The sequence below is a fragment of the Symbiopectobacterium sp. RP genome, assembly GCF_050472005.1.
Classification (GTDB): domain Bacteria; phylum Pseudomonadota; class Gammaproteobacteria; order Enterobacterales; family Enterobacteriaceae; genus Symbiopectobacterium.
Genome location: NZ_JBGOGS010000001.1, coordinates 1,307,857 through 1,334,271, shown reverse-complemented (window position 1 = coordinate 1,334,271; position 26,415 = coordinate 1,307,857). Strand labels below are relative to the sequence as shown.

Below are 26,415 nucleotides of genomic sequence, written 5' to 3'. Positions count from 1 at the left end.
GCCGCCCTGTTGAATGATGGCGATTAAGGTCACTGATGTTGTCCCTATAGAAGAGTTACGCCAGCATCTTGAGTATGACGATGAGGACAGAGATGCTCTGATACTGCGACAGGCTCAGTCATCCCTCGATTATTGCCTGCGCTTTTGTGATGAGCCGCGTTGGAAAGGCGTTAAAGATCTCCCCTCACAGATTGTTCAGGCAATGCTGTTATATCTCTGCGATGCGTTCGAGCACCGAGGCGCACAAACAGAAGTTCAGCTCTACACCAACCAACGGGCAGAAGACTTACTGTTTCAGGTGAGGAACTGGCGCGGAACGGAAGAGGTCTCCTGATGGCGATACGGTTAGCGCAAACCAGTGCACTCTATCAGTTCCCTGACCCCGGCGAACTGCGCCACAAAGTTTTTCTACGAAAACGCATTGATTTACCTGCGGCTGATATGGGAACGGTCTCCTCTTACTCAGAAACGTTTTGGACTAAAGCCAGGGTCAGGCAAGTAAGCGCAACAACCTGGTATGAGAGCGTTCAGATAAATCAGGTCATTACACATTATTTCACGATCCGCTTTCGCTCTGGACTGACTTCTGATTATGAAATTGTCCACAAAGAAAAAGTTTATGCCGTAAAGCGTTTTCGTGATCTGAATGAAGCAGGGAAATACATGCTACTTGAGTGCGAACAACTGACCGATGAATCAATCCCCCTGAGAGGCGGTAACGATGGCAACTCCCTATTTACACGTTGATTTTCAGCAACCGGAAGAGCTGGTTTTCAACCGCGCGAGGTTGCGACGGGCGTTTGTGAAGATCGGCCAGGTGCATATGCGTGATGCACGCCGTCTGGTGATGAAGCGCGGTAAGTCTGCGGCGGGGGATAATCCGTCATACCGCACTGGGAAATTGGCCCGTTCTATCGGCTATTACGTGCCGCGTGCGTCAAAACGGCGCGCCGGGTTGATGGTGCGTATTGCCCCAAACCAGAAAAACGGCAAGGGCAACCGGTTGATAAACGGGGCCTTCTATCCTGCGATCCTGTTCTATGGCGTACGCAAGGGGGCCACGCGCAAAAAAGGTCATCATCGCGGTGCCTCTGGTGAGCGTGGTTGGCGCATTGCTCCGCGCAATAACTTTATGGAACAGACATTGCAGAATAATAACGCCTGGACCCGTTATTACCTCGCCAGCGAACTGCGTAACTCCCTACGTACTCAGAGAAAATATAAAAAACGATGAAACTCACACCGATTATTGCGGCCCTACGCACCCACTGTCCGTACTTTGAAAACAGGGTTGGCGGGGCGGCACAGTTCAAGAGCCTGCCAGAAACCGGGAAATTACGTTTACCCGCCGCCTATGTGGTGCCGGGTGACGACGCTCCCGGCGAGCAAAAGAGCCAGACGGATTACTGGCAGGATCTAAGGGAAAGCTTTTCCGTCATCGTCATGCTGAGTAACGGACGTGATGAGCGCGGGCAGTGGGCGGCGTTCGACGTCGTCCATGATGTGCGGCATATGCTGTTCACCGCGCTGTTGGGATGGGAGCCTGAGCCTGGCGGCAATCCCGTCACCTATGACGGCGGCACCTTGCTGGACCTCAATCGTCATGAATTGATGTACCAGTTTGATTTTGTCGTTGATACCGAAATCAATGCCGAAGACACACGGCAATACGCCGAGCTGAATAATTTACCTGACTTACACACCGTGGCGATTGACGTGAATAAATCGTCAAACAGCGTTAATCCGAATATGGAGATAAACCTGAAATGATAGGTGCCCAACCAGAAATTGTTTTTATTAAACCCAAACACGGTCGAAAAGTGCCTATTCCACAATATATGCGCGATACCAAAGAGTATTTTGGTGAATATTTGCCAGAAGAAGGATTACGTGTTGAAAAAACGCTTTTTTGGATAAGAAGAAAACAGGACGATGATATTGAGGAAGTGAGTGAATCCGACCATCCCCCTCTTGCCATCAATCAAGAGACGATTGATCCCACAAAAAATAAGCTAAAAAAGGCTAAAGAGGAGACGCAGGAATGACCATTAGCTTTAATACCATGAACGCGAACCTGCGTGTGTCTGGGGTCTATACAGAAATGGATAACAGCGCTGCCAATACGATGCAAGCCAGCGGCCCGGCACTGCTCATTGGCCATGCATTACCGAATGCAAAAATGCCCCTGAATGCACCGATGATCATCCCCTCGTCAGAAATGATGCAACAGTTAGCCGGTCGGGGCAGCCAGTTGGACCGCATGGTGCAAGCCTACCGTCGGATTGATGCGATAGGTGAATTATTTGTCATTGCGGTACCTGCTGTACCTGAAACCAGGGGGACGAAAGCAACAGGCGAGATTGCCATTAGTGGCACCGCCACCGATCCCGGTGTCGTTACGCTGTATATCAGCAACCAGCGTATTTTATCTGCCGTCAAGAAATCGGATACCGCCAATACCGTTGCTGCCGCCCTTGGTAAAGCGATCAATGTCAACGAAGATTTGCCTGTCACCGCGGCAATTTCAGCGGGAAAAATCAGCTTGACCGCAAAGCATAGAGGGGCAACGGGCAATGATATTCCATTGATGCTGAACTATTATTCGCCGACAGGCGGTGAGAATACCCCTTCTGGTTTGAATATCAGTCTTACGCCAATGCGTGGTGGGGCTGGTTCGCCGAATATGGACAGTGTTATCGGCGCAATGGGTGACTTGTTATTTGATTTTATTGGCTTGCCTTTCTCCGATTCTGCCTCACTGGAAAAGATGGGCGCGGCGATGAACGACACCAACGGTCGCTGGAGTCCTTATCAGCCGTTGTACGGTCATGTTTATACTGCCAAAAAAGGGACGGTCGGCGAACTGATCGCTTTTGGCAATTCGTTTAATGATCCGCATCTCACTATCGCTGGATACGAACCTGCAATACAAACCGCGCTTGATGAACTGGTAGCGGCACGACTGGCACGGTGCGCGATATTTTTGCGTAATGACCCCGCCAGACCGACCCACACGGGCGAGTTAAACGGGGTGTTACCCGCACCGTCTGGCAAACGCTTCACCTTGACAGAGCAGCAATCCCTGCTTTCACACGGTATCGCCACCACCAATGTGGAAGGCGGCGTATTACGCCTTCAGCGCGATGTGACGACCTACCAGAAAAACCGTTACGGGGTGGCGGATAACAGCTATCTGGACAGTGAAACACTCTATACCAGCGCTTATATTTTGCGGCGATTGAAATCCGTCATAACCAGCAAGTACGGACGGCACAAACTGGCCGATGACGGTACCCGATTCGGGGCAGGTCAGGCGATTGCTACGCCCGCCGTGATTAAGGCCGAACTCTGTGCGGTGTATCGCCAGTTGGAAAATGAAGGGATTGTCGAAAATTTCGATGCTTTTCGTCAACATCTCATCGTTGAGCGCAACGCCAATGATCCCAACCGGATTGATGTGGTCTTTCCGGCGGATTATATCAATCAGCTGCGGGTATTTGCGTTGGTGAATCAATTCAGGCTGCAATATAACCAGGGTGAGGTGGGGTGATGACGGGAAAAAGAAGAATAGGCGGCACCTGCTATTTTAAGGTCGATGGGCAGCAACTCTCATTGAATGGCAGTGTGGAAGTGCCGATGAATCTCACCGTGAGAGAGGATGTGGTGGGGCTTGATGGCAGTGTGCATTACAAACAAACGCATCGTGCGCCTTATATCAAGGCGGAATTTAAGGTCGAGAGACAGTTTCCCCTCCAAAAACTCACCACAGCCGATGAAATGACCCTCACCGCTGAATTGGCTAACGGCATGGTTTATGTTCTGTCGGGCGCGTGGCTGTCGGGTGAATCTTCCTATAACGCTGACGAAGGTACGGTTGAGATGGAATTTCACGGAAATGAAGGATTTTATCAATGAAATCAATTACACTGAGCAAACCTATTCAGATACACAACGAAAAAATTTCAGTACTGGATATTCAGGAACCGACGTTTGATCAGGTCGAAAAGTTTGGCATTCCTTTCAGTTACTCTGAGCGAGGCGAGATGCGGCTGGATACCCGCTCCGCCCTGTCTTATTTGCCTGAACTGGCGGGGATCCCCCGCTCTTCTGCGCAACAGATGGCGCTACATGATGTCTTTCTCGCTTCAATGACCATCGTGAGTTTTTTTACCGGTGCCCAGAGCCTGGCAGTCTCAGACGACGATTCTACAACGTTGCCTGGTTCTGGCGCATAAACCCCTTCGAATTACGCCGACATCCGCTGAGTCAGTTTCTTGAACTGGAGGGAGAGGCTGTTCGCATCAATAAGGAACGACACAGTGGCGAATAGTTTTGAGTTAAAAGCGATCATCACTGCCGTTGATAAACTCTCCGCCCCGTTAAAGGGGATGCGGCGTGAAATGAAGTCCTTCAAAAAGGAGGTTAGCGCGGGATTGGCGGGGGCTGCTGCATTAGGGGCTGGCGTTGTTACTGCCATGGCAGGTCCCATCAAACAGGCGATAGACTTTGAATCAACAATGGCCGATATCCGCAAGGTGGTTGATTTTGATACGCCAGAACAATTCAGGCAGATGTCAGAAGATATCCTTAAGCTGTCGACAGTACTCCCCATGGCAGCCGATGGCATTGGGCAGATTGTGGCCGCGGGGGGGCAGGCGGGGATCGCGAAAGAAGAACTGATGTCCTTCGCCCAATCCGCGGTAAAAATGGGTATCGCCTTTGACCAGACGGCTGAGCAATCCGGGCAGATGATGGCACAGTGGCGGACGGCATTTCGGTTGACGCAAAATGATGTGGTCTCCCTTGCCGATAAAATCAATGACCTTGGCAACAACGGTCCCGCCAATGCCGCTAAAATTTCCGATATTGTGACCCGCATTGGCCCATTGGGTGAAGTCGCGGGCCTGGCATCGGGTGAAATTGCGGCACTTGGCGCAACCATTGCCGGGATGGGGGTTGAGTCAGATGTGGCGGCAACCGGCATCAAGAACTTTATGGTGGCGTTAACCAGGGGAAAATCCGCGACAACCTCGCAAAAAATAGCCTTAAGAGCCTTAAAAATAAGCCCCAAAAAACTCGCGACACAGATGCAGAAAGACGCAAAAGGCGCGATGCTGATGGTGCTAAAGGCAATAGAAAAAGTCCCTAAAGCAGAGCAAACCTCCTTATTAAATTCACTGTTTGGCACTGAATCACTTTCAGCCCTTGCCCCGCTGCTGACCAACCTTGAATTACTGGAAATTAATCTGGATAGGGTCGCAGACAAACAAAAGTACGGCGGCTCGATGCAGAAGGAATACGCCAGCCGTGCGGCCACCACGGCAAATGCTATCCAACTGTTTAAAAATCAGATGCACGTTGCGAGTGTCAGTCTGGGGTCAATTTTTTTGCCCACACTTGTTGAAGTGACAAAGAAAATCCAGCCGTTGATTGAACAATTTCGCACCTGGGTAAAAGCCCATCCAGAACTGATTAAATCCTTCGCCAGGTGGGGGGCTTATCTGCTGGGAACCGCGACAGCGGTAGGGGTTGTCACCCGTGCTTTCAGGCTTTTTAACAGTGTGATGAAAATGTCGACGCTGGGTAAGCTGGTCTCGTTAATGGTCATAGGCGGTGGGCTTATCGTCGATAATTGGGAAACCACGGGTCCAATGGTTAAAGAAGTCTGGCGAAATATTGACGGCGTAGCACAAGCCCTGGGGGGGTGGGAAAACATCCTGAAAGGCATTGTGGCATTTGTGGCGACAAAATGGGCGCTCGATATGGTTTCCTCTATTGGCAGCGTCACAAAAGAAATGCGTCAGCTAGGGAAGGCAACGAAGGCAACGGGGTTGTTTGGCCTGGGAAGTAAGGCAGGATTATACGGTGCAGTAGGGGCCATGCTCTATGACCCCGTGGAAAGCGCACTGGACAGTACCCTGGGCAAAACAGGAGCAGGAAAATGGATGAAGAACACGGGCCTGTTCCTCGCGTCTGACTGGACGCCGTTCTTTAACAAAGACAGGTATGAGCAATATCAGGCGGGTCTTGATGCCGCAAAAAGTCACGAAAATCCCCCGTCTGGCCCTCTCCCTTCCTCCCTGTCAGCGCGAGAAAGGGAGAATGTCGGTCTATTGGACTCCCCCTTGCGTCGAGATGAGCAGGCAAACCTGAAACTGACGGTGGATTTTCGCAATATGCTGACCGGCACGCAGGTGCAAACCGAAGGTAAGTCACCCTCGTGGTTTAACTATGACGTGGGTTATACCCGCTTCGCCAGACAATGACCGCTTCGGCGGTTTTTCTTTTTAAGGAGCGGTGATGATGAACTGGAAGGAGCAGCTGCGTCCTGCGTCTTTTCGTGGCGTACCGTTTCAGGTAGAGGACGACGAAGGGACGTTCGGACGGCGGGTACAGGTGCATGAATACCCCAATCGCGACAAGCCGTATACGGAAGATTTAGGCAGGGCAACGCGGCGCTTTACTATCAGCGCGTATCTGGTCGGTGATGATTTCTTCGAGGCCAGAGATCGGCTCATTGTGGCTATCGATACGCCGGGGCCGGGCACGCTGGTACACCCCTACTACGGTGAGATAGCCGTCTGTATTGACGGTGAAGTCAGAGTGAGCCATAGCGGACGAGAGGGGAGGATGTGCCGCGTCAGTTTTAGCGTGGTCGAAGCCGGTGAATTATCTTTCCCGACTGCGGGTATCGCCACCAGTCACACCCTGATTTCTTCCAGTTCCGCGCTCAATGATCGGATTGAGGCGGTTTTTGCTGATTTAGGCTTAAAAGGATTGGCCGATTTTGCACAGGCTGATGTGTTGGTACGAGCCAAAGAGATGATTGGCAATATCACCAACGCCTTTGACACTATCGATAGCGGGATCACGGCGGCTTCCCGCCTGCTACAGGGGGATATTTCGGTGATCTTGACGCCCGGCTCACCCGGTAAAAACCTGGTTGAATCGATACAGAAAATGTGGAGGGCGGGACGGCGTACCGCGCAGGATGCGTCCACACTGGCACAGCAAATCAGGACGCTATCCGGTGTGACGCTGGGGCATGATTTAGCGCCACGCGGCGTCTGGAAAAGCGACAGGCCAAGTATACAGTCTGAACGTAGGCGAAGTAATCGTATTGCCGCTTTGTTGCGTACCACGGCCATCCATGAGGCGACGTGGCGATTAACACAACTCCCCCCACCACGTACCGCTATGTTACCGGTTAATCAACGTGCAAAACGTCAGCTACAGGTCAATATTTCCCATCCCGCATTACACGCGGTTTCCCATACCGCAGGCAGTCACATTGAAGGACTCGCGGCGGTCACGTGGGAGGCGTTGGTCAGGGTGCGGGAAACGCTGAATCAGGCTATCGGGCACGAACAGGCGTTAACGCTTGACGATACGCTGTTCCTTGCCTTGCAACAGGTGAAAACCGATGCCAACCGGGATATTGCCACACGACTGGCACAAGTTGAAAAAACCGTCACCCGTACACCCGAAACGGTGCTGCCTGCGCTGGTTCTGGCGGCCAACTGGTATGACAACGCGGCACGGGAAACCGATATCACCCGCCGCAATACCGTTAACCATCCCGGTTTTGTGCCGGTACACCCCTTAAGGGTTCCTGCAAGATGAGCGATCATGTGATATTGCGCGTCAACGGGCGCGAATGGGGCGGTTGGACACGCGTCCAGATTTCAGCAGGGATAGAACGACTCTCACGCGATTTCAATGTCGAAATCACCCGCCAATGGCCGGGTGAATCAGGAAGCGTAGCGTTACAGCCCAGAATTAAAAAAGGTGAATTGGTCGACGTCCTCATCGGTCAGGATAAAGTCCTGACCGGCTGGATTGAAGCGATCCCGATACGCTATGACGCAAAAAGTATCAATGTTGGTATCAGTGGTCGCAGCAAGACGGCGGATTTAATCGATTGTGCTGCCCATACCACGCTTTTTACGGGCAACACCTTGCATCAGATAGCCTCAGCACTGGCAAAACCCTTTGGCATTAAGGTGATTAACCAGAAAGCCCCCCAAACGCCGCTACAGGCTTTTCAGGCGGATTATGGGGAAACCGTACACGAGGTACTCAACAAAGCGCTGGGAAGCCAACAGGCGCTCGCCTGGGACGATGAGGAAGGCAATCTATTGATTGGCACGGTCGGTAATGATCGTGCAACAACGGCGCTTGTCTGGGGTGAGAATATTCTCACCTGTGATACCGAACAGAGTATCCGTGAACGTTTTTCAGAATACCAGGTCGCAGGGCAACGGGTAGGTGATGACTCAGATCACGGCGAAGCCACACTGACAGCACTGCGCGCCAGAGCCAGGGATAGCCAGATAACGCGCTATCGTCCGCAACATATCCAGCAATCCGGTAATGCCACTGGGGCCAGTTGTCGCGCACGGAGTGAATTTGAAGCAAAGCAACGGGCAGCCAGAACCGAGGAAACGACCTATACCGTTCAAGGTTGGCGGCAAGGTGATGGCAGTCTGTGGAAACCTAACCAGCGGGTGATTGTGTTTGATCCGGTGCTGGGGTTTAACAACCGTGAACTGGTCATTAGCGAGGTGGTGTATACGCAGGATGAAGGCGGTACGTTATGTGAACTGCGAGTCGGGCCAGAAGCCGCCTATATTCCAGCGCTTGAGGAATTGAAAGCGCCAGACGACGAGGATTAGCGATTCGTCCTGTACCGATCACCCATTTTGGGGCATTGACCGCTTTTATTCTTTTGTTCAGCTGGAGACGTATTAAATGAAAAACGTTGTATCCATGCTACAGCGCAGCTTGTCGCGTCTATGGTCAAGGGCAGTCGTGCGAGGGGTAAATAGTGCCATGGCTTGCCAGCAGGTAGATATCGCAATGATAGCGGGCGAAACAAAAGCCGGTGTGGAATACCTTGAGCCTTACGGCTTTACCTCGACCGCGCATTCTGGCGCGGAAGGGGTTGCGCTATTTCTCGCTGGCGATCGGTCACACGGCATTGTCATTAACGTTGCAGACCGACGCTATCGGCTTAAGGGGCTGAAAGAAGGTGAAGTCGCCATTTATAGCGATGAAGGCGATAGCATCGTGCTTAAGCGTGGCCGGTTAATCGAAGCGACAACAGAGACGTTCATCCTGAATGCTAAAAACAAGGTGGTACTGAATACCGCCTTAATTGAAACATCGGGTGCAATCAAGGCGGAGAAATCGATTACGTCTGCGGCGGAGGTGCAAGATAAAATCGGTTCATTAAGCACAATGAGGAAACAGTACAACAGCCATGCGCATTCAGGCGATAGCGGCGGCATGACCGGTACACCTACTCAAGGGATGAAATAAGATGACCGGTATGCCTATTGAACATGATGACCGGGTAAGCCGTGCCGTGATTATCTCGCTGTTCACCTGGCGACGGGCTGAACAGGATGACGACACGGATACCCCGATGGGATGGTGGGGTGATACGTGGCCGACGGTACAAAATGACCGGATTGGCTCTCGATTGCATCTGCTGAAACGCACAACCTTAACCCCTCAGACGGCGCAAAAAGCGAAGGAATATATCGCTCAGGCGCTCAAGTGGATGACGGAGGACGGTGTAGCGCTTCGTGTTGATATTGAGGTAGTGCGCTCAGGTACCGATAGATTAAGCGCAACCGTCATCCTGACCTTACCTGACCATCACATAAAAACGATGCCCCTCAACAACCTGTGGAGCGTGATCCATGCAAACTAGCGGTTTTTCGCGCCCGACCCTGCCACAACTGATAGACACCGTTCGCGGTGATTTGCTGACACGATTTAACGAGGACGGTGTGTTACGCCGTCTGGATGCAGAGGTGTACGCCAGAGTGCAGGCGGCGGCCATTCACACCTTGTACGGCTATATCGATTATTTAGCGCGTAATATCTTGCCGGATTTAGCCGATGAAGACTGGTTGACCCGACATGGAAATATCAAGCGTTGTCCACGAAAAGGGGCCACCAAGGCGAGCGGATTTGTTCGGTGGGAGGGGGTACAACATGCCATATCGATGCCCGCTGACACTGAAATACACCGTGATGATGGTCAAATATACACCACAACGGCCCCAACAACATCCGCAAAGGGTGTACTTCGCGTGCCGATCATTGCAAAAAGCCGCGGTCAGGCGGGTAATTGCGAAGACGGTATCGCACTGCGTCTGGCAACCCCGATAACGGGACTGTCGTCTACCGGCTATGCCGATAACATCAGGACAGGCACCGATATTGAAGCGCTGGATAGCTGGCGACAACGCATCATGGCGCGCTGGTACGATACGCCGCAAGGGGGGGCGGATAGTGATTATGTTCGCTGGGCGAAAGAAGTCCTGGGAATAAGTCGGGCATGGACACATCGACACAAGAACGGTATCGGCACAGTTGGGGTCATGGTTGCCAGTGATGATGTAGACCATCCGGCCCCCACACAGGAAATATTAACTAAAGTCAAAGCGCACATCTTACCGCTTGCCCCCGTTGCCGGAAGTGGCTTAACGGTATTTCCCGTCACGGCAAAAACCGTTCTCATCTCGATAGCCTTATCAACCGATACGCCAGACATTCGGGCGGCAGTTATTGCTGAAATCAAAGCGTTCTTACATCGAGAAGGAGAACCCGGCAGCCAGCTTTTTCTCTCAAGGCTCGCTGAAGTGATTAGTCTTGCTACAGGTGAAGTCGCTCATCGCCTGATTGCGCCAACGGCAGACATTGAATTAACCCAGACGGAAGTACCGGTATTGGGTGAGCTCACGTGGGCAAAATATAAGGAATGAGCGTAATGAGTCAACTCGACGAGGAATATACACAGCTACTGCAATCGCTGTTACCGCCGGGGCCTGCATGGGATAAAGAAGATCCGCTCATTAAAGGGCTGGCACCGTCACTGGCACAGGCTCATCAACACGCCGATAGCCTGATGATTGAAATTAACCCGGCCCAATCGGTTGAATTAATTAATCGCTACGAAAAATTATGCGGGTTGCCGGACAAATGCCTGGCAAATAGACAGCAGACGACAGGAGAACGGCAACAAGTCCTTGATGCCAAGGTGAATACGGTGGGTGGTATAAGCGAAGCATTCTTTAAAAAGCAGTTAGAAATATTGGGTTATCCCACGGCAACAATAGAACAATTTCAACATCTTGACAGTACACCCGATCCGTCTTGGGGGGACAAGTGGCGCTACTACTGGCGAGTGAATATTCCTGCGCAAGCGAATGTCCGCTGGATGACCTGCATCAGTGATTGCCCCTCACCTATTCGCACGTGGGGAGACAGCGCCGTTGAATGCGTTATCAGACGCCAGTGTCCCTCCCATACCCACGTCATTTTTGCTTACCCAGAAGGAGCACGAGATGCATCGCATTGATACGCCGACGGCACAAAAAGATAAATTTGGTCAGGGGAAAAACGGGTTTACCAACGGCGATCCGACAACAGGCACACCGTCAACCCATTTGAACAGTGACATTTTTGATGCGCTACAGGAAGAGCCTTGCACGGTCATTGAGAAATCGGGCATTAAACTCGATAAAAACAGGCATGATCAGCTTTATGAAGCGATAAAAAAGTTAGCGAGTGATGCCGTTGATAAAGCAAAAGCAGAGTTGATTGGATCATTAAGACAAAAATTAACAAAAAATGAAAATGGCACTGACATCCCCGATAAAAATCAATTTGTGAAGAACCTCGGTTTAACGGAAACGGTAGATTGTGCAAAAAACGCACTGGATAAACGTACTGGCGGAACGGTCAATGGCAACATTATTTCACAGGGTGGCCAAATCGGACTGAAGGGGGATAACCGTAAGCATTTTATTCTCGCGAATGCTGATGGTAAAGTGTGCGCCTATATCTGGAAAGACAAGGGCGGTGATGGAATACACATCAATAACGGTATTGATGGCGGCGGCGATTATATTTTTCATAAAGATGGCGGTTTTCGTGCCCCTTCTTCGGTGTATGCCGGAGCGGCAAGGATAGCCTCTGACGGCAATATCTACGGTAGCATGTGGGGCAATCAATGGCTGGACGCTTACCTGAGGAATACCTTCCAGCCCAAAAAAACCGGTGTAGTCGATATCGTAGAAACGGGGTCTGGTACAGGGTATTACTGGCGAAAATTTTCGGACGGGAAGATAGAAATTTTTGGGCGTCTGGATTCAACATATGGTGCGCCGCTTGATGTTGTTTTCCCGAAAGTATTTACCGAAATCCCGTTTCTTTTTGTGAAAGAAAATGGCGACCCCAAAATTAACGGCTGGGTGATGAGAGCCAGAAATTTGTCAAAAACAGGGTTTTCAGTGCAGTGGAATCTGTGGAGTGATTCCGGGCGGGGGCGTGCAATGGAGGTTTGCTATCATGCCATTGGGGGGTGAGAGAGTGCCTCCACCGCTATTGCCCCCCTTCAGGAGTAGACCCCGATATGGCCACGGAGGCAGAAAAGGCCCAGCTTGTCGCGTGGAAGAAATACCGTGTACTGCTAAAGCAGGTGGATATCAGCACAGCGCCGGCTATTGAGTGGCCGGAAGCGCCCGAAGGTGAAAAAACGGGGAATTAGCGTCGGTCGTCGAACAGAGTGGCCAGTTCATCATCGGACAGGCCGGTCGACATTTTGACGATGGTGCGTTCAACACCGTTGGCGATAAGTTGCCTTGCAATGTTGAGCGAGGCGCTATGCTCGCCTTCCTGGCGACCTTCCTGGCGACCTTCCTGGCGACCTTCCTGGCGACCTTCCTGGCGACCTTCCTGGCGACCTTCTTGGCGACCGAGGTAAATGCCTTCTTGCCGACCAAGAAGTATTCCTTTTTCAATGCCGCGTTGTTCACCTTTGGCTTCAAGCTGTTCTGCGATAGTCATCACGTCCTCCCGGTAATCCGTGGTTTTGGTGGCGATCCCCTGCAAGAACTGCTCGGCGTTCGAGGTATTGCCACGTTCGAGAATATAATACATCAAGCCCCGGAACTGCTCTTTGGGCACTGCCCATTGCTCAAGCAGACAGGCCAGCTCGTTAACCAGTTCCAGCATATCCCGTGTACGAATATGTTTCTGCACCAGCTCCAGCAGCGCTACCCGCCTATGCGTCAGGATTTCGTCATCCGGTATTGCGGTAATGTCGACCAAAGGGAATGCCTGTGTATAGACTGATTCTGCCAGTTCAGGGTCAGCAAAGCAATCGAGCCATTGGGTGCTGTAGGGGTAGGGCGACGTGGTGCCGTGGTAGAACAGGAGCGGGATGACCACGGGCAAGGTCTCGTTGCCTTGCTCCAGGTGCCGCTGCATGGCTGCCATGCCATAACGCATTAAACGCCACGCCATCAACTTCTCGGGCCTACTCTGGTGCTCGATCAATGTGTAGATATAGCCTTTCCCCGTTTTTGTCTGCACGGAATAGAGCATATCCGAACACTGGGTGCGCAGGTCGTCTTCGATAAAGCTACCTGACTCCATCGCAAGGGTGCTGAAATCGCAGCGTTCCCGCAGATGAGGGGGCAGATGGATTTCCAGAAAGTCTCGGGCGACCGTGATATCGCCGAGGAACTTTTTGAACAGGGAGTCATGTTGGGAGAGTGAGGATGTTGTCATTGGCGCAGTATACCTTGCTCAGGTTAGGGTATGCCATCGGGATTTCCAGCTCGGGGTGAATGTGATTTTTCACGTCTAAGGAAGGGAGTCTGCAAGTCGAAATGGACGGTAACGTATTGATAAAAATGTCGTGTATTGTCGTGCTTTGTTGTGTTTTGTCGCCTGTTTTTTGAGCGATAAAGTCATTTAATGCATTGATATTAATAGTTTTTATGTATTTTAATTCTGCTACGCATGCCATAGCGCCATAAAAATACCGAGATTATTATTCAATAAGTTATAGCGTATCGATCGAAATTACTCGAAATTCGGTCGAAATTATTCAATCTCAGCCCACTCTGCCCCTCTTACATCTCGGTACTTATCGGTCATCTCGGATGACTTATGTCCTAGCAATTTTTGCGCATAATCCCTCCCTTTCTCATCGCTGTAAAGGCGCGCTGCCAAGCTTCTGATTTCATGAAATGGGGGAGGGTTACGTTCCCATGTTAATCCAGATGCCTTGCGAGCTTTCCGAAATCCAGCTGAGAGTGTTTTCGTAGAAAATTGCTCATGTCCTACATCGGCGACAATATGCGCTCCACCGTTGTTTAATCCCCTGAACTGGTTCAATACATCAGCAAGGCATAAATTGAGGCAGTCGATGCGGGTTGCCTCGGAGAACGCCAGCATCGTGCCTGTTTTCGCCTGCTTGATGTAAAGACGTCCGTCTTTGATATCCTCCCAGCGCAGTGCCTGTATATCCCCTAAACGTTGACCGGTGACTAAAGCAAGGTCAAGGCAGGGGCCGACCCATGCAGGTAAGGTATCCGCGGCCTTGCGTATGAGCCTCCACGCGTCCAGGGTTATGCGCTCACGTTGAATGTCTACACGCTGGTTGCGCGTAGCTTCGGCTGGATTGCTTTTGAATACCCCCTCAGCAATCGCTTCACGAAACAGGTCACGTAACAACGCTCTTATGCAGTTCGCCATTGTCACTTTCCCTGCGTTTACCCACTGATTAAGGAACGAGGCAATGTCTTTGGTTTCTACTTTATGAAGAACAAATTCCCCTAAATGGGCATTAACGGCCTTCAGGTATTTATGGTACTCGTTCATCGTTGTCGGCTTGAGTTTCCGTCCTTCGAGTATCGTCAGATAGCGTTCAGTCCATTCGCTAACTGTGGTCACCTGTGTGTCGTTGATGCGGTCAACGAGCGGTGATGGTTTTGATGAGCCATAAATCGCCATATTAGCGGCGAGGGCTTGTGTAATGGCCTCCTGTCGATGGCGGCCCAGGCCATATTCTTTTCCGGTGCGTGGGTCGCGGTAGCAAAAATAGCCGCCATTGCGCGGTTGCAGGTTTGGCGGCAAATCGCGGTTCTTATGGCTTCTCCGGCGTGCCATGTTTTATCCTCGATAACAGGGCGGGATGAAGGTAACCTGATGAGCGAAGGTTTTTATTCTGGGTGAGCTTGCAGGCATTTTCCTCAACCAGATACTCGCGCCCATCTCGTATCGGTGCGGGAAAAATCATTCCGCTCCTGACCAATCGCCTGACGGTTTCCATACAGCGCGGACGGGGTTGCCGCCGATTCCACTCGGATAAGGTGATGTATGCCATAATTGACCTCTGCTAAAATTAAGCCACTGCGCCGTTCGTCATGACGGCGGGCAGGCGGGGGAATGACCAATCGAAGAAATGCGGGGGTGAAGGGGATTTCAGGCTGTAACAGCCTTAGTTAACGTACTGATGCAGGTCGTAGAGGCTTGCCTTGCTGTTCGAGGATAGCGATAAGCTTTCGGTATCCGTTTCGCAGCCATTTAACCCATTTATCCAGGTGGGTTTCTTGCGGGTGATAGCTCCCCATGAGGGCAGCATGACCCGCGAATGCATAATTCATGGGGTGCTCCTGTTTTTATATTGCTATTTGGGTGTCGTATGTCGCGTGACTCATGGTTTTCCAACTCTGACCGTTATCTTTGGATAACATGCGCCAGTAGTGAGAAAGCCGCATTGATAAATAACCGGTTCGTCGTATGCGTTTTGCATGAATAAGTCCTTCACGGTATAAGCGTTTAAATAGCTTCTCCCGCTCCTTTATCCTGTTAGGTATTTTAGGTTTCATTCGTTGCTCCTCTCACGATGCAAGGCTGACGTGCTTCTGGTGGGTAAAATCGCCGTTCCAGTTGAGTTTCATGGGCACTTTGCCACGGCGGTAAAGGACGTAGAGGCGTTCAGCACCTTTACGCAGCAATACTGGCTGGTATTTAATGAAGTCGTCGGCACCGTGAACGCCAATCAGATGCTGGTGCTCAGTCAGGTATCTGTCGCGAGCGTAGGATGTTGCCCGCCAACGGGTACCGGATTGGCTTTCGTTGTGTAGCCAGTGGCGCTCAGCGAGCCAGCCGTTAACCTTTTGGGTATTGACGCCGTTGAGCATTTTACAGAACTGGGTCGGGGTCATGCCCTCCTTGAACAGGCTCTTGAGGTCGTGGAGTTCTGCTTCCTGCTCTTTGTTGATCAGTTTTAGCTGCTGGGTTTCCTCTGCTAATTCGGCAGCGAGGCGCAGTGCATCGGGGTATGTTTGCGGGATAGCGGGGGTCTTGGCGTGTTCTTCCAGCTCACGCCAGCGCTTGGCGACTTTATGGCGAAGCTCAATGCTGTACCCCATGACGAGCGTCATTGTCAGGTCTTTGTCAAGCAAAAACTCCTGATAGGTGCGTCCTTTGCTGTCTTTGTAATCGGCGGAAAAGTCCTCCGATTGAATATTGAGCGCCTCGAACATCTTGCGGCAGTCTTCCAGCACGTGTTTATGCTGCTTTTCGGTCAGCTCCGCAATCTCACGGCTGGACATGGTTACTGTTTGTGCAATGGTTAAATTTTGCATACAGATATACCTCGCTGGTTAAAACGATAATGGAACCCCGGCACGTTACCGGGGCGGGATTAGTGATTAGTGGCGCTGAAGGAACTGGCTAACGTTAGCCTGTTGCCATTTTTCGAGCGCGTGGGTCATCACACCGTAATGCTGCTGCGTGCTTTCTTCAAGCATCTGCTGCATCTCTCTGAGCACGATAGCTTCAGGTAGAACTGACTGAAGAGGCATTGGCAGCTCTAGCCAGCCAGAAACTCTTCACTTTTATGAAGGATGAAACGATATTCGAAGATCCAAAAAGTAACAAACCATGGGCCAGTGCTGACGCAATTAGAAAAAAAGCATGGGTTCCTACATTGCGAAAGGCAGGTATTCGATACAGAAACCTATATCAGACCAGGCATACATTCGCCACAAGCCATATCAGTCAGGGGACAAACTTGTTCTGGCTTGCGACTCAAATGGGACATAAATGACCAGAGATGCTTTCCCGTCACTACGGCTCATATCTGAAGGAATATGATGGACAAACAAGCCTGAAGAAGATAACAATATAATCCATGTCTGAATTATTGGCCGCAATTTGTGTCCATTTCATGGAACGAGGTACAAACATGGCAAATCCAATAACCAAACTAAAAAAATAAACGTAGTAAAATTTCGTGGACTAAAAAATATAAATATAGAATTTGGTTCTCGCCTAACTGTTATTTGTGGTAAAAATGGCACTTCTAAATCAACAATTCTTGGTATTGTCGCCTAGATTTTTAGTTTTACAAAAGACTTGTCCAAGAACCCCGAGTTTGATTTAACACAATATAAGACATTAACTAATGGCAGCTTCAAGTCAGCTTTCAGTGAACATTTTAGACTTTCAGAAAAATTTGATACTGCTGGTTCAATGGAAGTCAGAATTAGTGTTTATGATGGCGCATCTAACAAACATCTTGAAAAGCTAACATTGGGTCTATATGACTACAGTGACAGGGATAAATCAAGGCCAATAGTCAGGGGTAATGATTCCATTCAAGGGAAAAACCAAAGTAGAAATGTCACCCATCCTGTTATTTTTTTAAGCTTAGCCAGGCTTCTCCCTATTACTCTCCGAACTGATTACTCAACAAGGGATGTTCAGTATCTTAATGAAAATTCTGATGATATAAGAATAATGAGCAATCAACTCTTACTTAAAAATAATGGGTGCTCAGTAACAGCCACGAAAGGGACGATTGATTCAATGGTCGTGCATGGCGATAATTATGACCACCAATCAGTTTCTGTTGGTGAAGATAATGTAGGACAATTAATTCAAGCAATATTTTCATTTAAAAGGCTGAAAGAACTTTATGCTGATTATCATGGAGGTATTTTATTAATTGATGAAGCGGACGCAGGCCTCTTCCCTGCTGCTCAGTTAGAATTAATTAACATCCTAGCTAAAGCAGCTAAAAAATATGATTTGCAAATAATCATGACTTCTCACTCACCATTAATAATTGAAGGTATTTTCAATCGTTCTAAACAAGATGCCAACGTATTTAAAACAATATACCTAACAGACACTTATGGTGATATAAAAACAAAGGATAATCTATCTTGGGCTGATATCAATGCTGATTTGCATGTTGAAACTGTAAAAATCAATGATGAGATTAGCCTTCCAAAAGCTAACGTTTATTTTGAAGATAAAGAAGGTTTCGATTTTTTCAAGCAATTGATAAATAATAGAAAAATAAACAAAATATTGAACACATTAGGAAATATAAATATTAGCTGTACTGCTATCTTAGATTTAATGGCAAGAAAAATTCCTGAGTTTACTATTAAAAGCCTAGTGATCTTAGACGGTGATGTTGCTCTCGATAACAGTGATAATGCAAAAAAAAGCAAAAAAAGAGAGAAGCTTATGCTTGCTTCCAAGCATTCTTCCTCCAGATCAAATGATTTTTGAATTCTTATATAATTTACCTCCTGATGACACATATTGGAACAATAATAATGGATTTACAAAACCAGTATTTATGAGAATAACTCAAGATATAATTACAACGCTAAACATAGGTAACCACCCTATTGATTTACAAAATTCGATAGAGAATTATAAAAAATCAAACAAAAACCATGGCGGAGTGGTTAGAAAACTATTTAAAGATTTTGCCCATACACGTGAGTTCCTGGAACAAGTAAAAGGGCGTGTTAAAGATAATCCCTATCGATATTGGGTCGATAAACACTTATTGGAATCCGATAGTTTCAAGCATGAATTAATCAAAAATCTTAAAATTATTATGACAAATGGACATGGCGTTGACTCTGCTACTATCACTTCGTATCTGTCTGGCAACTGATTGATTGCAAAGGGCTTTATGTGATGTCCATAAAGCCCTTTTTTTGATATACTTTAGAACTGACATTTAGAGGTATCATATGCGTTTTAACACCCCACTTCGCTATCCTGGCGGCAAAGGCAAGCTTTCAAATTTCATGCTTCGGATTATTGAAGATAATAAGCTTTCGCCTATACATTATGCAGAGCCATATGCTGGAGGGGCTGGTTTAGCGCTGAAGCTTTTACATTTAAATGTAGCTGAAAAAATCATTCTTAATGATATTAATATTTCTGTTTATGCCTTTTGGCACACTGTATTAAATAATGCAGACCACCTGTGTACTTTAATTGAAGGAACTGAAGTCACAATGAATGAGTGGTTCAAACAGAAAGAAATAATTAATAATCCCAAAGGCCATGATATGCTAACAATTGGTTTTTCTTCCTTTTTTCTTAATAGAACAAATCGTTCTGGAATATTAAAAGGCGGTGTGATTGGTGGTAAAAATCAAGAAGGGCAATGGAAGCTTGATGCTCGCTATAACAAAAGTGATTTAATTTCTCGGATAAAGAAAATATCAAAAAACCGTGAAAGAATAGACTTGTATAACATGGATGCAATTGATTTCATAAAAAATAGTTGTTCAATTGCCTAAGAAATCATTAACATATTTAGACCCGCCATATTACATAAAAGGTAAGGGATTATATATCAACCATTATGAACATGGTGACCATGTTAATGTTGCAAAAGTAGTACAGAATGATATTAAAACACCATGGATTGTTTCTTACGATAATACTCCTGAGATCCAAGGTATTTATAAGGCATCATCATTAGTGTATGGAATAAACTACAGTGCTCAAGAGCGATATAAGGGCTCAGAAGTGATGTTCTTCAGTAAACGATTGAAGGTCTTTAAAACCGATGATCCAACTAAGGTAAAAGCACCTGCCATTAAAAATGCTATGAGCTAGACGACTACACCCGGACAGAGGAAGCGCCGTAAAAGAGCCGCAGTAAATTCACTTTTTAATAAATTATTTATAATCAATAAGATAAAAAATTTCGGTTGCAGGTTCGAATCCTGCACAACCCACCATGCTACCCCTTTTGTCAAGCGGAACGGCTTTGTTGAATAATAGGTAATCATGCTGTTTTTCCATGCCAGTTTTGGTTGAAAATGCTTGTCATCTCAGGTGTACACTTTTCTCATGAGGCCTAACTGCATGATTTTACGTTGCGAGGATCCGTCGTTTCGCTGGGCTGCCAGCATAAAATCTATTTATTCAACAAAGCCGATGCAATATTCAATTTTTTCACCAATACGCTACCAGAAATAGCGGACTCGCTGACGTCCAGAATTCACGATCGTTTTCAGGTGCTCAAACCTGCATCTTGAGGTTTATTGGGTATATCATTAACAACAAAAATGACAACAAAATATTCCTAAAAATATTCTATTCTTTATGGTTATGATTTTTATAGAAAAAATAATGCACCTCAGAATGTCCTACTTAGATGGGGTTTTATTACGATTGGAACCAGTCATCAGCTGATTCCCACGTCTCCTGTAGTATTTCGCTAACACAAGTGAATGTGATTAATGAAGCCCCGGCACGATCCCGGGGCGGGATTAGTGATTAGTGGCGCTGCAGGAACTGGCTAACGTTCGCCTGTTGCCATTTTTCGAGCGCATGGGTTCTCCTTGCGTCAATGGGATGGTTTATTGTGCTATTTACCACGTATCCCTGTTTTTCACCCTGACGCAGCGGAAATCCTCCAGTTTCACCTTATCGCCGAACGACTTACCTGTCTCCTTAGGCTTAAAGAGCAGTTTTTCGCATTCTGACATGGTGAGTTTCACCTTAGAGAACCGTAGCCACTGAACATCCAGTCCGGCGGGCTTTTTGATAGTTGCCGTTATTTTGTACATTAATTCTCTCCGAGGTTGTTTATGTGTCTGACGACAATTAAAACGGTGAAAAAAGTGACATAAAAAGCAGGGTCAGGGGGCTAACTTGTAAAATTTTGCAGGTTGGCGGTCAGATCGCTTACACTTGGCTTAATACAGGAGGATCCGCTATGGGCCAGGTTGCATTTGATACATTGCAGGCGTCAGAAGAGCTTCAAACCGCCGGGCTTACCAGTGAGCAGGCCAAGGCGATTTCGCTCGTCGTACGCAAGTCTCATGAGGTGGCGGATGTGGCTACCAAGCGTGACCTTGACGACGTTCGTAAGGAAATTGACGCCCGCTTCGATAAGGTTGACGCACGCTTCGAGAAAACTGAGGCGCAGATAGCCGATGTCCGCAAGGACCTGTCCGCAGAGATAGCCGATGTGCGTAAGGATATTGGCCAGATAGACAAGCGACTAGATTTTTCCGAAAAGCGATTTGACCGTCTTGAAATTAAATTTGACCGTCTTCAATGGTTCTTACTGGCGGGTATTCTGAGTTTGTTGTTTAAAGACGTACTTCCGAAACTGTGGGGCGGTTAAAGATGTCTGCTAGTGATTTCTACCACTCGTTTCCATACCTCAAGTGCCATGACGAAGCCCGCGGTCAGACCAAACCCTATCACCCAGGATAATGTCAGCGTGGCTAATACGAGAGCGAGTGTTTTATTAATGCTGGCAATGAATTCTTTCATCAGTAACCCCCTCATGCTGCTACCTTGGCTAACTGTCTAATAACCTCAAGTTCGTTTTCAAGCTCAGTCAGAAACTGCCTTAACGCCTCCTCTATTTCAGCAACCCGTTTATCGTCCTGATGAATTCTCAACTGGTAATAGGCAAGGTCTGGCGGTAGCCTGTCGTCATAGCTGACAAAATCACACCATTTCCTGCCCGTACACATCATTTGGGCGTGCATCTGTAGGAGGTATTGTTTTTTCGGCTTACCTGTCTTGATGGTTTCTAAATGCGTCCATGTGTTGGGGCATTTTATTTCTATCAGGCCATCATTTCCGACCAGGCCATCAGGCGACGCCCCAAATCCTACGATCTCTGGATGGGGAATAAATCCCACTTCTGTAACTTCTGCGTCAAACTGGTTAAGCAGGTACATCTCCCGCGCCACCGGTTCAAGTTCAGTGCCGTGCTGCATGGCCGAGTTTGCGTAACTTTCTTCCACCTTTCCTGTTAGGCGCTGGCAGATAAGCTCTGCCATGTAGTTCTGGCGGCTGGCGGAATAGCCCGATTTGGTTTTTGCCATTACGTCAGACAGGCGACTGGCGGTCACGTTGCCACAACGGGCGGAAAACCATTCATCACTGCGCTGTTGCATGATCCACCTCGCTATATTCTGCATCGACGGGAATGCTTTTTTTGATGCGCTCCTTCTCTGCATTGCCGATAATCTGGCGCTCTTCGTGGGTCAGGTTTTTCCATGTTTCTGCGAAGACTTCCATGCTTAGCTGAGCCGCCTCTTCGCACCGGGCAATCAATGCCGGTCGGCGCTCGTCTGTTTGTTGTCCAACAACAACGCTTGCCGGGCTGCTTTCGATGATCCGCTCTGCTTCGTCGCTGTCGTAAATGCCAGCAAACCCAAATGCCATGCGGGCACACTGAATAAGTGACTTGTGGCGCAGCATACGGGTGGGGTGTGATTGCCACGGCTGGGTATTGCGCTTACACTCGCCCATGTATTCGGTGACTACAGTGGGGTGTTTGCGATCTTTGCGGTAAATCTTGCAGGTGCAAGCCCCCTCTTCCTTGTCGTAGCCGAATTCCATGCCGTCGAACTGCGGATGTTCGTTAATGATCCGCGCCCAACCATCTACACCAACAACCGGGACAATGCCGCCCTTATCAGGGAATGCGTAAATCTCTTTCGTCCACGGGTTAAGCCCGTACTGGTTGGCAACGATAAGTAGGGCGGTAAATTGCTCGTCCGTGACGTTACCCCCCTTGAACGCCGTATTCTTAAGGGTATTCATCAAGTCCGTACCGGGCTCCATCCCGAGACGTTCAGCCAGCTTCCCTGCCATTGTTGTTAATGCCGTGCTCATGCTGCATCCTCCGTGCTGTTCTGCCTGTTATAAATCCAAAAAGCCCGCTCAACCTTCACACGGTGGAAAATGGCGTCGAATACTCGCTGACTCTCGGCTTCCTGATAATCAACATCGCTATCTTCCATGTACTCACAGGCTAGCGATGTGTAAGCATCAGGGCAGTGCTTTCTAAGCGGTTCACGAAACCTTTCGATAGACTTCTCCGCCAATTGCTCAGCCTCTGCGTAACAGTCCTCTGTGATTTCAGGCGGCATTTCTTCCATGATTTTGCGAATAGCCTGTATCGTTGATGGATTAAGCATTGGGGTTCCCCTTCTGATTAACCGTTTCAATAAGCTGCTCGAATAACCGTTGCAGCCCGCTTTTGTTTTTGAAGCTCTGGCCCGTGACGATATTTGAGCGGTGATGTTCGATTGACCGAATCGGGTCAAATTTAATTTCAGGACGCACGATGGGGGCGCCCGCGATAGTAAGTTCCATCGTGGCTTTCCTTAATTTGGATTGATGTATTAATTGATGCCGAAAAATATCGCCGAGGGTTAAATATTCATCTCTTTATGACAGGATGACAGGTTAAACCGTAATTTCAGCAACGAAATGACATGACGATAAATTTCACCGTGCTTATTGTCGTAATGGCGCTTATTAACTGCCGATTCGAATTCTTCAATAGTTCCAGAGAAGCACCCCCTATGTACCATTACCGTTTCATCCTTCTGCTTGAATGCGGTTAGAACTCCATTTTCTGAGCCAATGGGGGATAGGGTGATCCAGTCCGCATCGGCGGACACCCACGCATTGCCGGACACCCGCGCATCGTCGTACACCCACGCATTGCCGTACACCCGCGCATCGCCGTACACCCGCGCATTGCCGTCCTGAGCCAGGTTCGATTCTTTTTTTACCCAGCCGCCTAATTCGCCAGCACGAACATTACCGAAGGCGATAAGCGCTTTAATGCGAAACAATTTGATGCCGAAAAACGCTTTCACTTCGGCAGTGAGTTCGAATTTTTTCATTTAAAATTCCCTGGATTCAGGCGTAAAAAAACCACCGTCCGATGGCGTTATTGAGTATGGGGGGGAGATTGCGGCGATAAGCGGATGATGGGAATGCTGAAAGTGTTTCAGTCATGGATACCCGTTAATTTTTTCACCTGCTTTTTAAGCCACTTATTTTCCTCCACCAGAAAGGCGATGGTTGATTTGTATACCAATGTTTCGTGGTCGTCATATGGGTGAGTATTGATGCTCATCAAATAACGTGAATCATTAATATTATTGCTGCCGTTGGTGACAGCGACCATGTCACCGAAATTAGGGTGATTGAAGGTCGTGATATAAGGTTTATTAAGTTGCATCATTCAATCCTCATTTGGTTATCAAAATATTTTCGCTTCTCCCAATCATTCTCGACATTCTTTGCAGCAGAAATTACCCTCGGTTGGCCCCTCGCAATTATAGCAGCGCCCGTTAACCGGTAATTCCTTCTCTCGATGATTGGTGCTCAGGTGTTGGCGAAAGGCTTCTTCGTTCTGGCTGGCTATATCTACATCATCTGCCATTTTTTATTAAATTCCCTGTACTCCTTTAAATCTTTCACATCAATGCATGGTATTAAGCCATTGGCGAAAACTATTTCACCATCAATAGTCTCGATAAAGCACCAGTTTTTAAATATCCAGGGTGAAACATTATTGTTTATGTCATTCTCTATGGCTGTTGGAAAATCTACGACGTTTTTATCTAGCCATTCCAAGGCATCACACCACTCATCATAATCAGAAGGGGCAATTGGTTTTAAGCATGCTTTAATCGTGGTCCGATTTTCATTTTCCATAAATACATACCTCAATCGTTTAATAACTTCCGGGTATTGTCCGTGAGTTGTGCTTGATATTTCTCAAGCATCCTCGCGGCATAAGCGAGTGCGTCCTCACGGTCGGAGAGGTCACCGATGGCCTGTAGCAAGCCGTCGCTGCCTCGGATATAGACGCTGAAAAAGTCAGGGGTATCATTCTGTTGCATTAAATAGCCGCAGTCGTCTACAACGCCCGACAGGATGATTTCAGCAGAATTAGGTAATATAGCCCAAGCTACATAGTCGTCGGTGTGGTAAGTCTGTAGGTGTCCAGCAACCCACCCTATGAAACATAGAAAGAAACCATTTTCATCAAAGGAGCCATTGACAAGATTATACCCTTCTCACCTGCTCACGATTAGGTAATGATTCGCTGTGGGATCATAAGTTGGGCTAATTGGGGATGACTTGAAGCTTAATTCGTACATTAATAATTCCTCACTTGTATAAAGTTCGTTCATATGAGTTAACATTCTGCCTTGCTCTGGCGGTAATGCCATACTCCGTTTTTAGCTTGCTGTACCAGATGCGATGATGTAATAAAAAAGCCGAACCAGGTGGCTTGTCTAATGTATGTGCCGGGATATTTATCCACGCCCGGCGCGTGGTTTCCCTGCTTTCCACAGACAAAGGAACCTGATAACCTGGTTATTCCACAGACAATTTAAGGAAATGGCTCAGTTTACTGTCAGGGTCGAGCTGCATGATGCAGATTCTGAAGACTATGATAACCTGCATGAAAAAATGGGCAGAAATGGTTACTCCAAAGAGATAAATTCAAATAGGAAAACCTATCAACTGCCAAATGCAGAATACATATGCGATAAGAATATGAGTAAATCCGATGTTAGGGATGAAGTTTTGGAAATCGCCAAAAAGGTAAAGCCTCGCCCTGATGTGTTAGTCACAAAATCTGATGGAAGAGCCTGGAGTCTGAACAGGGTTTAGTCGTCCTGACCTTTCTCCCTCTTCCCGATTCCTGATTCGCATTCTGACTCACTTGATGGCGGCGTTGTTTGTCCGCCAATTTTGGTGTTTCCAACTTTAGTCGGTCGGTTAAAATAACCAATCTCATTGAAATTAATAAATGCATCAATGAGGGTTGTGGTGTTTTCCAATGCTGAAACATTCCCTAACTCAACATTTCCAAGGAACGGATAAAAGAATTCACCCAACTTTCTGCGATACTCTTTCATGTCATCGTTTTGCATACTTACCTCGCTGTTACGTTAACTGACTTGCTGTGACCTGCTGGGGATATGACGACTTGCTGCAGGCAATAAGACCGCTCCTCAAACTTTACGAACACCCCACGATGTATGCGTCTGCCTTGCTCTGGCGGTAATGCCATACTCGGTTTTCGGCTTGCTGTACCAGATGCGATGGTTAAGACGCTTAACCATGTCGTACATTTCGGCGAAACGGTTAATTTGCTCTCTGAATCCAGCCAGTAAATTGAAATTAATTCGTGGCGCACGTTTGCGCTTGAAAGCCACTTCAATTCGGTTAAGCGCTTTGCGTCTTTCTGGCTTCTGACCTAAAGCTTTATCGATGCGTGATACCAGCAGTTCACGCCGGATGGCTTCTGCCTTGCGTCTGGCATGACGGCGAATAGCGGCGTTGGTTTTGCTAACACAATTAACGGGATTAACGGATTTACGGTAAATGATAGTAGCCATGCTCCCCTCCAATAGATGGTTTTGGTGGTGTGGTGAACGGGTATAGTCCTGGTGTTGGCTATAATTTTTATTCAGCCCACCACAC

At 48.2% G+C, this 26,415-nt stretch carries 44 protein-coding genes and 2 pseudogenes; 24 read left to right on the top strand and 22 right to left on the bottom strand.

The features are described from left to right. Positions 1–13 precede the first annotated feature (13 nt). From ACD630_RS08870 to ACD630_RS08790, 17 genes are all read left to right on the top strand, one after another. Positions 14–334: a head-tail connector protein gene (locus ACD630_RS08870; RefSeq protein WP_430357689.1), complete on the top strand. Its 321-nt coding sequence runs from the start codon at positions 14–16 to the stop codon at positions 332–334. Beyond that, positions 334–747: a phage head closure protein gene (locus tag ACD630_RS08865; RefSeq protein ID WP_430357688.1), complete on the top strand. Its 414-nt coding sequence runs from the start codon at positions 334–336 to the stop codon at positions 745–747. The genes ACD630_RS08870 and ACD630_RS08865 overlap by 1 nt, the downstream gene beginning before the upstream one ends. Further along, the gene (locus tag ACD630_RS08860) at positions 722–1,234 is read left to right on the top strand and encodes a hypothetical protein (RefSeq protein ID WP_430357687.1); all 513 of its coding nucleotides are present in this window, start codon (positions 722–724) and stop codon (positions 1,232–1,234) included. The genes ACD630_RS08865 and ACD630_RS08860 overlap by 26 nt, the downstream gene beginning before the upstream one ends. Continuing rightward, positions 1,231–1,770: a phage tail terminator protein gene (locus tag ACD630_RS08855; RefSeq protein ID WP_430357686.1), complete on the top strand. Its 540-nt coding sequence runs from the start codon at positions 1,231–1,233 to the stop codon at positions 1,768–1,770. The genes ACD630_RS08860 and ACD630_RS08855 overlap by 4 nt, the downstream gene beginning before the upstream one ends. Further along, positions 1,767–2,045, top strand: a complete 279-nt coding sequence (locus ACD630_RS08850; RefSeq protein ID WP_430357685.1) for a DUF2635 domain-containing protein — start codon at positions 1,767–1,769, stop codon at positions 2,043–2,045. The genes ACD630_RS08855 and ACD630_RS08850 overlap by 4 nt, the downstream gene beginning before the upstream one ends. Then, positions 2,042–3,550 (top strand): phage tail sheath subtilisin-like domain-containing protein, encoded by a 1,509-nt coding sequence (locus ACD630_RS08845; protein WP_430357684.1) that lies wholly within the window; start codon positions 2,042–2,044, stop codon positions 3,548–3,550. Before ACD630_RS08850 ends, ACD630_RS08845 begins: the two co-directional genes overlap by 4 nt. After that, positions 3,550–3,915 carry a phage tail tube protein gene (locus tag ACD630_RS08840; RefSeq protein ID WP_430357682.1) on the top strand — a complete coding sequence of 122 codons (366 nt, stop codon included), beginning with the start codon at positions 3,550–3,552 and terminating at the stop codon, positions 3,913–3,915. Before ACD630_RS08845 ends, ACD630_RS08840 begins: the two co-directional genes overlap by 1 nt. Next, complete coding sequence (locus tag ACD630_RS08835; protein ID WP_430357681.1) at positions 3,912–4,235, top strand: phage tail assembly protein; 324 nt, start codon at positions 3,912–3,914, stop codon at positions 4,233–4,235. The genes ACD630_RS08840 and ACD630_RS08835 overlap by 4 nt, the downstream gene beginning before the upstream one ends. 84 nt (positions 4,236–4,319) lie before the next feature. Further along, on the top strand, positions 4,320–6,266 hold the full coding sequence (locus tag ACD630_RS08830) for a phage tail tape measure protein (protein ID WP_430357680.1): 1,947 nt from the start codon (positions 4,320–4,322) through the stop codon (positions 6,264–6,266). Between the two features lie 34 nt (positions 6,267–6,300). Next, on the top strand, positions 6,301–7,623 hold the full coding sequence (locus ACD630_RS08825) for a DNA circularization protein (RefSeq protein ID WP_430357679.1): 1,323 nt from the start codon (positions 6,301–6,303) through the stop codon (positions 7,621–7,623). Next, positions 7,620–8,675, top strand: coding sequence for a phage baseplate assembly protein (locus tag ACD630_RS08820; protein ID WP_430357678.1), 1,056 nt, complete (start codon positions 7,620–7,622; stop codon positions 8,673–8,675). Before ACD630_RS08825 ends, ACD630_RS08820 begins: the two co-directional genes overlap by 4 nt. Positions 8,676–8,751: 76 nt before the next feature. Continuing rightward, positions 8,752–9,321 carry a phage baseplate assembly protein V gene (locus ACD630_RS08815; RefSeq protein WP_430357677.1) on the top strand — a complete coding sequence of 190 codons (570 nt, stop codon included), beginning with the start codon at positions 8,752–8,754 and terminating at the stop codon, positions 9,319–9,321. A 10-nt stretch (positions 9,322–9,331) separates the two neighbouring features. Next, entirely contained in the window at positions 9,332–9,718 is a 387-nt protein-coding gene (locus tag ACD630_RS08810) for a phage GP46 family protein (RefSeq protein ID WP_430358826.1), read from the top strand. Next, positions 9,708–10,778 (top strand): baseplate J/gp47 family protein, encoded by a 1,071-nt coding sequence (locus tag ACD630_RS08805; protein ID WP_430358825.1) that lies wholly within the window; start codon positions 9,708–9,710, stop codon positions 10,776–10,778. Before ACD630_RS08810 ends, ACD630_RS08805 begins: the two co-directional genes overlap by 11 nt. 5 nt (positions 10,779–10,783) lie before the next feature. Continuing rightward, a complete protein-coding gene (locus ACD630_RS08800; protein WP_430358824.1) occupies positions 10,784–11,374 on the top strand; it encodes a YmfQ family protein in 591 nt (196 codons plus the stop codon). Next, a complete protein-coding gene (locus tag ACD630_RS08795; protein ID WP_430358823.1) occupies positions 11,361–12,383 on the top strand; it encodes a hypothetical protein in 1,023 nt (340 codons plus the stop codon). The genes ACD630_RS08800 and ACD630_RS08795 overlap by 14 nt, the downstream gene beginning before the upstream one ends. 47 nt (positions 12,384–12,430) lie before the next feature. Continuing rightward, entirely contained in the window at positions 12,431–12,565 is a 135-nt protein-coding gene (locus ACD630_RS08790; protein WP_430358822.1) for a tail fiber assembly protein, read from the top strand. Here ACD630_RS08790 and ACD630_RS08785 read toward each other — a convergent pair. The 7 genes from ACD630_RS08785 to ACD630_RS08755 all read right to left on the bottom strand — a co-directional run bounded on the left by ACD630_RS08785 (position 12,562) and on the right by ACD630_RS08755 (position 16,679). Then, entirely contained in the window at positions 12,562–13,590 is a 1,029-nt protein-coding gene (locus ACD630_RS08785) for an Rpn family recombination-promoting nuclease/putative transposase (RefSeq protein WP_430358821.1), read from the bottom strand. The two genes, ACD630_RS08790 and ACD630_RS08785, sit on opposite strands and share 4 nt — an antisense overlap. Positions 13,591–13,908: 318 nt before the next feature. Next, on the bottom strand, positions 13,909–14,976 hold the full coding sequence (locus ACD630_RS08780; RefSeq protein WP_430358820.1) for a phage integrase Arm DNA-binding domain-containing protein: 1,068 nt from the start codon (positions 14,974–14,976) through the stop codon (positions 13,909–13,911). Beyond that, on the bottom strand, positions 14,954–15,139 hold the full coding sequence (locus ACD630_RS08775; protein WP_430359962.1) for an excisionase: 186 nt from the start codon (positions 15,137–15,139) through the stop codon (positions 14,954–14,956). Before ACD630_RS08775 ends, ACD630_RS08780 begins: the two co-directional genes overlap by 23 nt. A gap of 172 nt (positions 15,140–15,311) precedes the next feature. Beyond that, positions 15,312–15,473: a protease FtsH-inhibitory lysogeny factor CIII gene (locus ACD630_RS08770; protein WP_430358819.1), complete on the bottom strand. Its 162-nt coding sequence runs from the start codon at positions 15,471–15,473 to the stop codon at positions 15,312–15,314. Between the two features lie 15 nt (positions 15,474–15,488). Continuing rightward, on the bottom strand, positions 15,489–15,698 hold the full coding sequence (locus tag ACD630_RS08765; RefSeq protein ID WP_430358818.1) for a hypothetical protein: 210 nt from the start codon (positions 15,696–15,698) through the stop codon (positions 15,489–15,491). Between the two features lie 12 nt (positions 15,699–15,710). After that, positions 15,711–16,460, bottom strand: coding sequence for a Rha family transcriptional regulator (locus tag ACD630_RS08760; RefSeq protein ID WP_430358817.1), 750 nt, complete (start codon positions 16,458–16,460; stop codon positions 15,711–15,713). A gap of 66 nt (positions 16,461–16,526) precedes the next feature. Beyond that, a complete protein-coding gene (locus tag ACD630_RS08755) occupies positions 16,527–16,679 on the bottom strand; it encodes a hypothetical protein (RefSeq protein WP_430358816.1) in 153 nt (50 codons plus the stop codon). Here ACD630_RS08755 and ACD630_RS08750 point away from each other — a divergent pair. From ACD630_RS08750 to ACD630_RS08730, 5 genes and pseudogenes are all read left to right on the top strand, one after another. Then, a pseudogene (locus ACD630_RS08750) lies at positions 16,655–17,005 on the top strand (integrase); the annotation flags it as partial. The gene ACD630_RS08755 and the pseudogene ACD630_RS08750 sit on opposite strands and share 25 nt — an antisense overlap. 26 nt (positions 17,006–17,031) lie before the next feature. Then, positions 17,032–17,211 (top strand): AAA family ATPase, encoded by a 180-nt coding sequence (locus tag ACD630_RS08745; protein ID WP_430358815.1) that lies wholly within the window; start codon positions 17,032–17,034, stop codon positions 17,209–17,211. A gap of 21 nt (positions 17,212–17,232) precedes the next feature. Next, complete coding sequence (locus ACD630_RS08740) at positions 17,233–18,399, top strand: AAA family ATPase (RefSeq protein ID WP_430358814.1); 1,167 nt, start codon at positions 17,233–17,235, stop codon at positions 18,397–18,399. Next, on the top strand, positions 18,359–18,796 hold the full coding sequence (locus ACD630_RS08735; RefSeq protein WP_430358813.1) for a hypothetical protein: 438 nt from the start codon (positions 18,359–18,361) through the stop codon (positions 18,794–18,796). The genes ACD630_RS08740 and ACD630_RS08735 overlap by 41 nt, the downstream gene beginning before the upstream one ends. Positions 18,797–18,875: 79 nt before the next feature. Next, a pseudogene (locus tag ACD630_RS08730) lies at positions 18,876–19,755 on the top strand (DNA adenine methylase). Between the two features lie 63 nt (positions 19,756–19,818). On the opposite strand, the gene ACD630_RS08725 reads toward ACD630_RS08730, so the two are convergent. The 3 genes from ACD630_RS08725 to ACD630_RS08715 all read right to left on the bottom strand — a co-directional run bounded on the left by ACD630_RS08725 (position 19,819) and on the right by ACD630_RS08715 (position 20,714). Then, entirely contained in the window at positions 19,819–19,944 is a 126-nt protein-coding gene (locus ACD630_RS08725) for a hypothetical protein (RefSeq protein ID WP_430358695.1), read from the bottom strand. A gap of 366 nt (positions 19,945–20,310) precedes the next feature. After that, on the bottom strand, positions 20,311–20,382 hold the full coding sequence (locus ACD630_RS08720) for a DinI-like family protein (RefSeq protein ID WP_430359961.1): 72 nt from the start codon (positions 20,380–20,382) through the stop codon (positions 20,311–20,313). A gap of 134 nt (positions 20,383–20,516) precedes the next feature. Beyond that, on the bottom strand, positions 20,517–20,714 hold the full coding sequence (locus ACD630_RS08715; protein ID WP_430358812.1) for a DUF1187 family protein: 198 nt from the start codon (positions 20,712–20,714) through the stop codon (positions 20,517–20,519). Positions 20,715–20,863: 149 nt separating this feature from the next. Between ACD630_RS08715 and ACD630_RS08710 the strand changes: the two genes are divergently transcribed. After that, positions 20,864–21,277: a DUF1640 domain-containing protein gene (locus tag ACD630_RS08710; protein ID WP_430358811.1), complete on the top strand. Its 414-nt coding sequence runs from the start codon at positions 20,864–20,866 to the stop codon at positions 21,275–21,277. Here the strand turns inward: ACD630_RS08710 and ACD630_RS08705 are convergent. From ACD630_RS08705 to ACD630_RS08660, 10 genes are all read right to left on the bottom strand, one after another. Next, on the bottom strand, positions 21,274–21,429 hold the full coding sequence (locus tag ACD630_RS08705) for a hypothetical protein (RefSeq protein ID WP_430358810.1): 156 nt from the start codon (positions 21,427–21,429) through the stop codon (positions 21,274–21,276). The genes ACD630_RS08710 and ACD630_RS08705 overlap by 4 nt on opposite strands. An 11-nt stretch (positions 21,430–21,440) precedes the next feature. Continuing rightward, on the bottom strand, positions 21,441–22,064 hold the full coding sequence (locus ACD630_RS08700; protein ID WP_430358809.1) for a lambda exonuclease family protein: 624 nt from the start codon (positions 22,062–22,064) through the stop codon (positions 21,441–21,443). Then, positions 22,048–22,788: a recombinase RecT gene (locus ACD630_RS08695; RefSeq protein ID WP_430357726.1), complete on the bottom strand. Its 741-nt coding sequence runs from the start codon at positions 22,786–22,788 to the stop codon at positions 22,048–22,050. The genes ACD630_RS08700 and ACD630_RS08695 overlap by 17 nt, the downstream gene beginning before the upstream one ends. After that, on the bottom strand, positions 22,785–23,093 hold the full coding sequence (locus ACD630_RS08690) for a hypothetical protein (protein WP_430357725.1): 309 nt from the start codon (positions 23,091–23,093) through the stop codon (positions 22,785–22,787). The genes ACD630_RS08695 and ACD630_RS08690 overlap by 4 nt, the downstream gene beginning before the upstream one ends. Beyond that, on the bottom strand, positions 23,086–23,271 hold the full coding sequence (locus ACD630_RS08685; protein ID WP_430358808.1) for a hypothetical protein: 186 nt from the start codon (positions 23,269–23,271) through the stop codon (positions 23,086–23,088). Before ACD630_RS08685 ends, ACD630_RS08690 begins: the two co-directional genes overlap by 8 nt. 59 nt (positions 23,272–23,330) lie before the next feature. Then, positions 23,331–23,810 carry a hypothetical protein gene (locus ACD630_RS08680; RefSeq protein ID WP_430358807.1) on the bottom strand — a complete coding sequence of 160 codons (480 nt, stop codon included), beginning with the start codon at positions 23,808–23,810 and terminating at the stop codon, positions 23,331–23,333. 107 nt (positions 23,811–23,917) lie between these two features. Continuing rightward, on the bottom strand, positions 23,918–24,154 hold the full coding sequence (locus ACD630_RS08675; RefSeq protein ID WP_430357722.1) for a hypothetical protein: 237 nt from the start codon (positions 24,152–24,154) through the stop codon (positions 23,918–23,920). 42 nt (positions 24,155–24,196) lie between these two features. Then, the gene (locus ACD630_RS08670; protein WP_430358806.1) at positions 24,197–24,355 is read right to left on the bottom strand and encodes a hypothetical protein; all 159 of its coding nucleotides are present in this window, start codon (positions 24,353–24,355) and stop codon (positions 24,197–24,199) included. After that, positions 24,340–24,630, bottom strand: a complete 291-nt coding sequence (locus tag ACD630_RS08665; protein WP_430358805.1) for a hypothetical protein — start codon at positions 24,628–24,630, stop codon at positions 24,340–24,342. Before ACD630_RS08665 ends, ACD630_RS08670 begins: the two co-directional genes overlap by 16 nt. An 11-nt stretch (positions 24,631–24,641) precedes the next feature. Then, entirely contained in the window at positions 24,642–24,818 is a 177-nt protein-coding gene (locus tag ACD630_RS08660) for a hypothetical protein (protein ID WP_430358804.1), read from the bottom strand. 505 nt (positions 24,819–25,323) lie between these two features. Here ACD630_RS08660 and ACD630_RS08655 point away from each other — a divergent pair. After that, entirely contained in the window at positions 25,324–25,599 is a 276-nt protein-coding gene (locus tag ACD630_RS08655; protein WP_430358803.1) for a hypothetical protein, read from the top strand. Here ACD630_RS08655 and ACD630_RS08650 read toward each other — a convergent pair. Further along, positions 25,596–25,862, bottom strand: coding sequence for a hypothetical protein (locus tag ACD630_RS08650; RefSeq protein ID WP_430358802.1), 267 nt, complete (start codon positions 25,860–25,862; stop codon positions 25,596–25,598). The two genes, ACD630_RS08655 and ACD630_RS08650, sit on opposite strands and share 4 nt — an antisense overlap. Before the next feature lie 81 nt (positions 25,863–25,943). Next, positions 25,944–26,330, bottom strand: a complete 387-nt coding sequence (locus ACD630_RS08645) for an antitermination protein (RefSeq protein WP_430358801.1) — start codon at positions 26,328–26,330, stop codon at positions 25,944–25,946. Between the last annotated feature and the right edge of the window lie 85 nt (positions 26,331–26,415).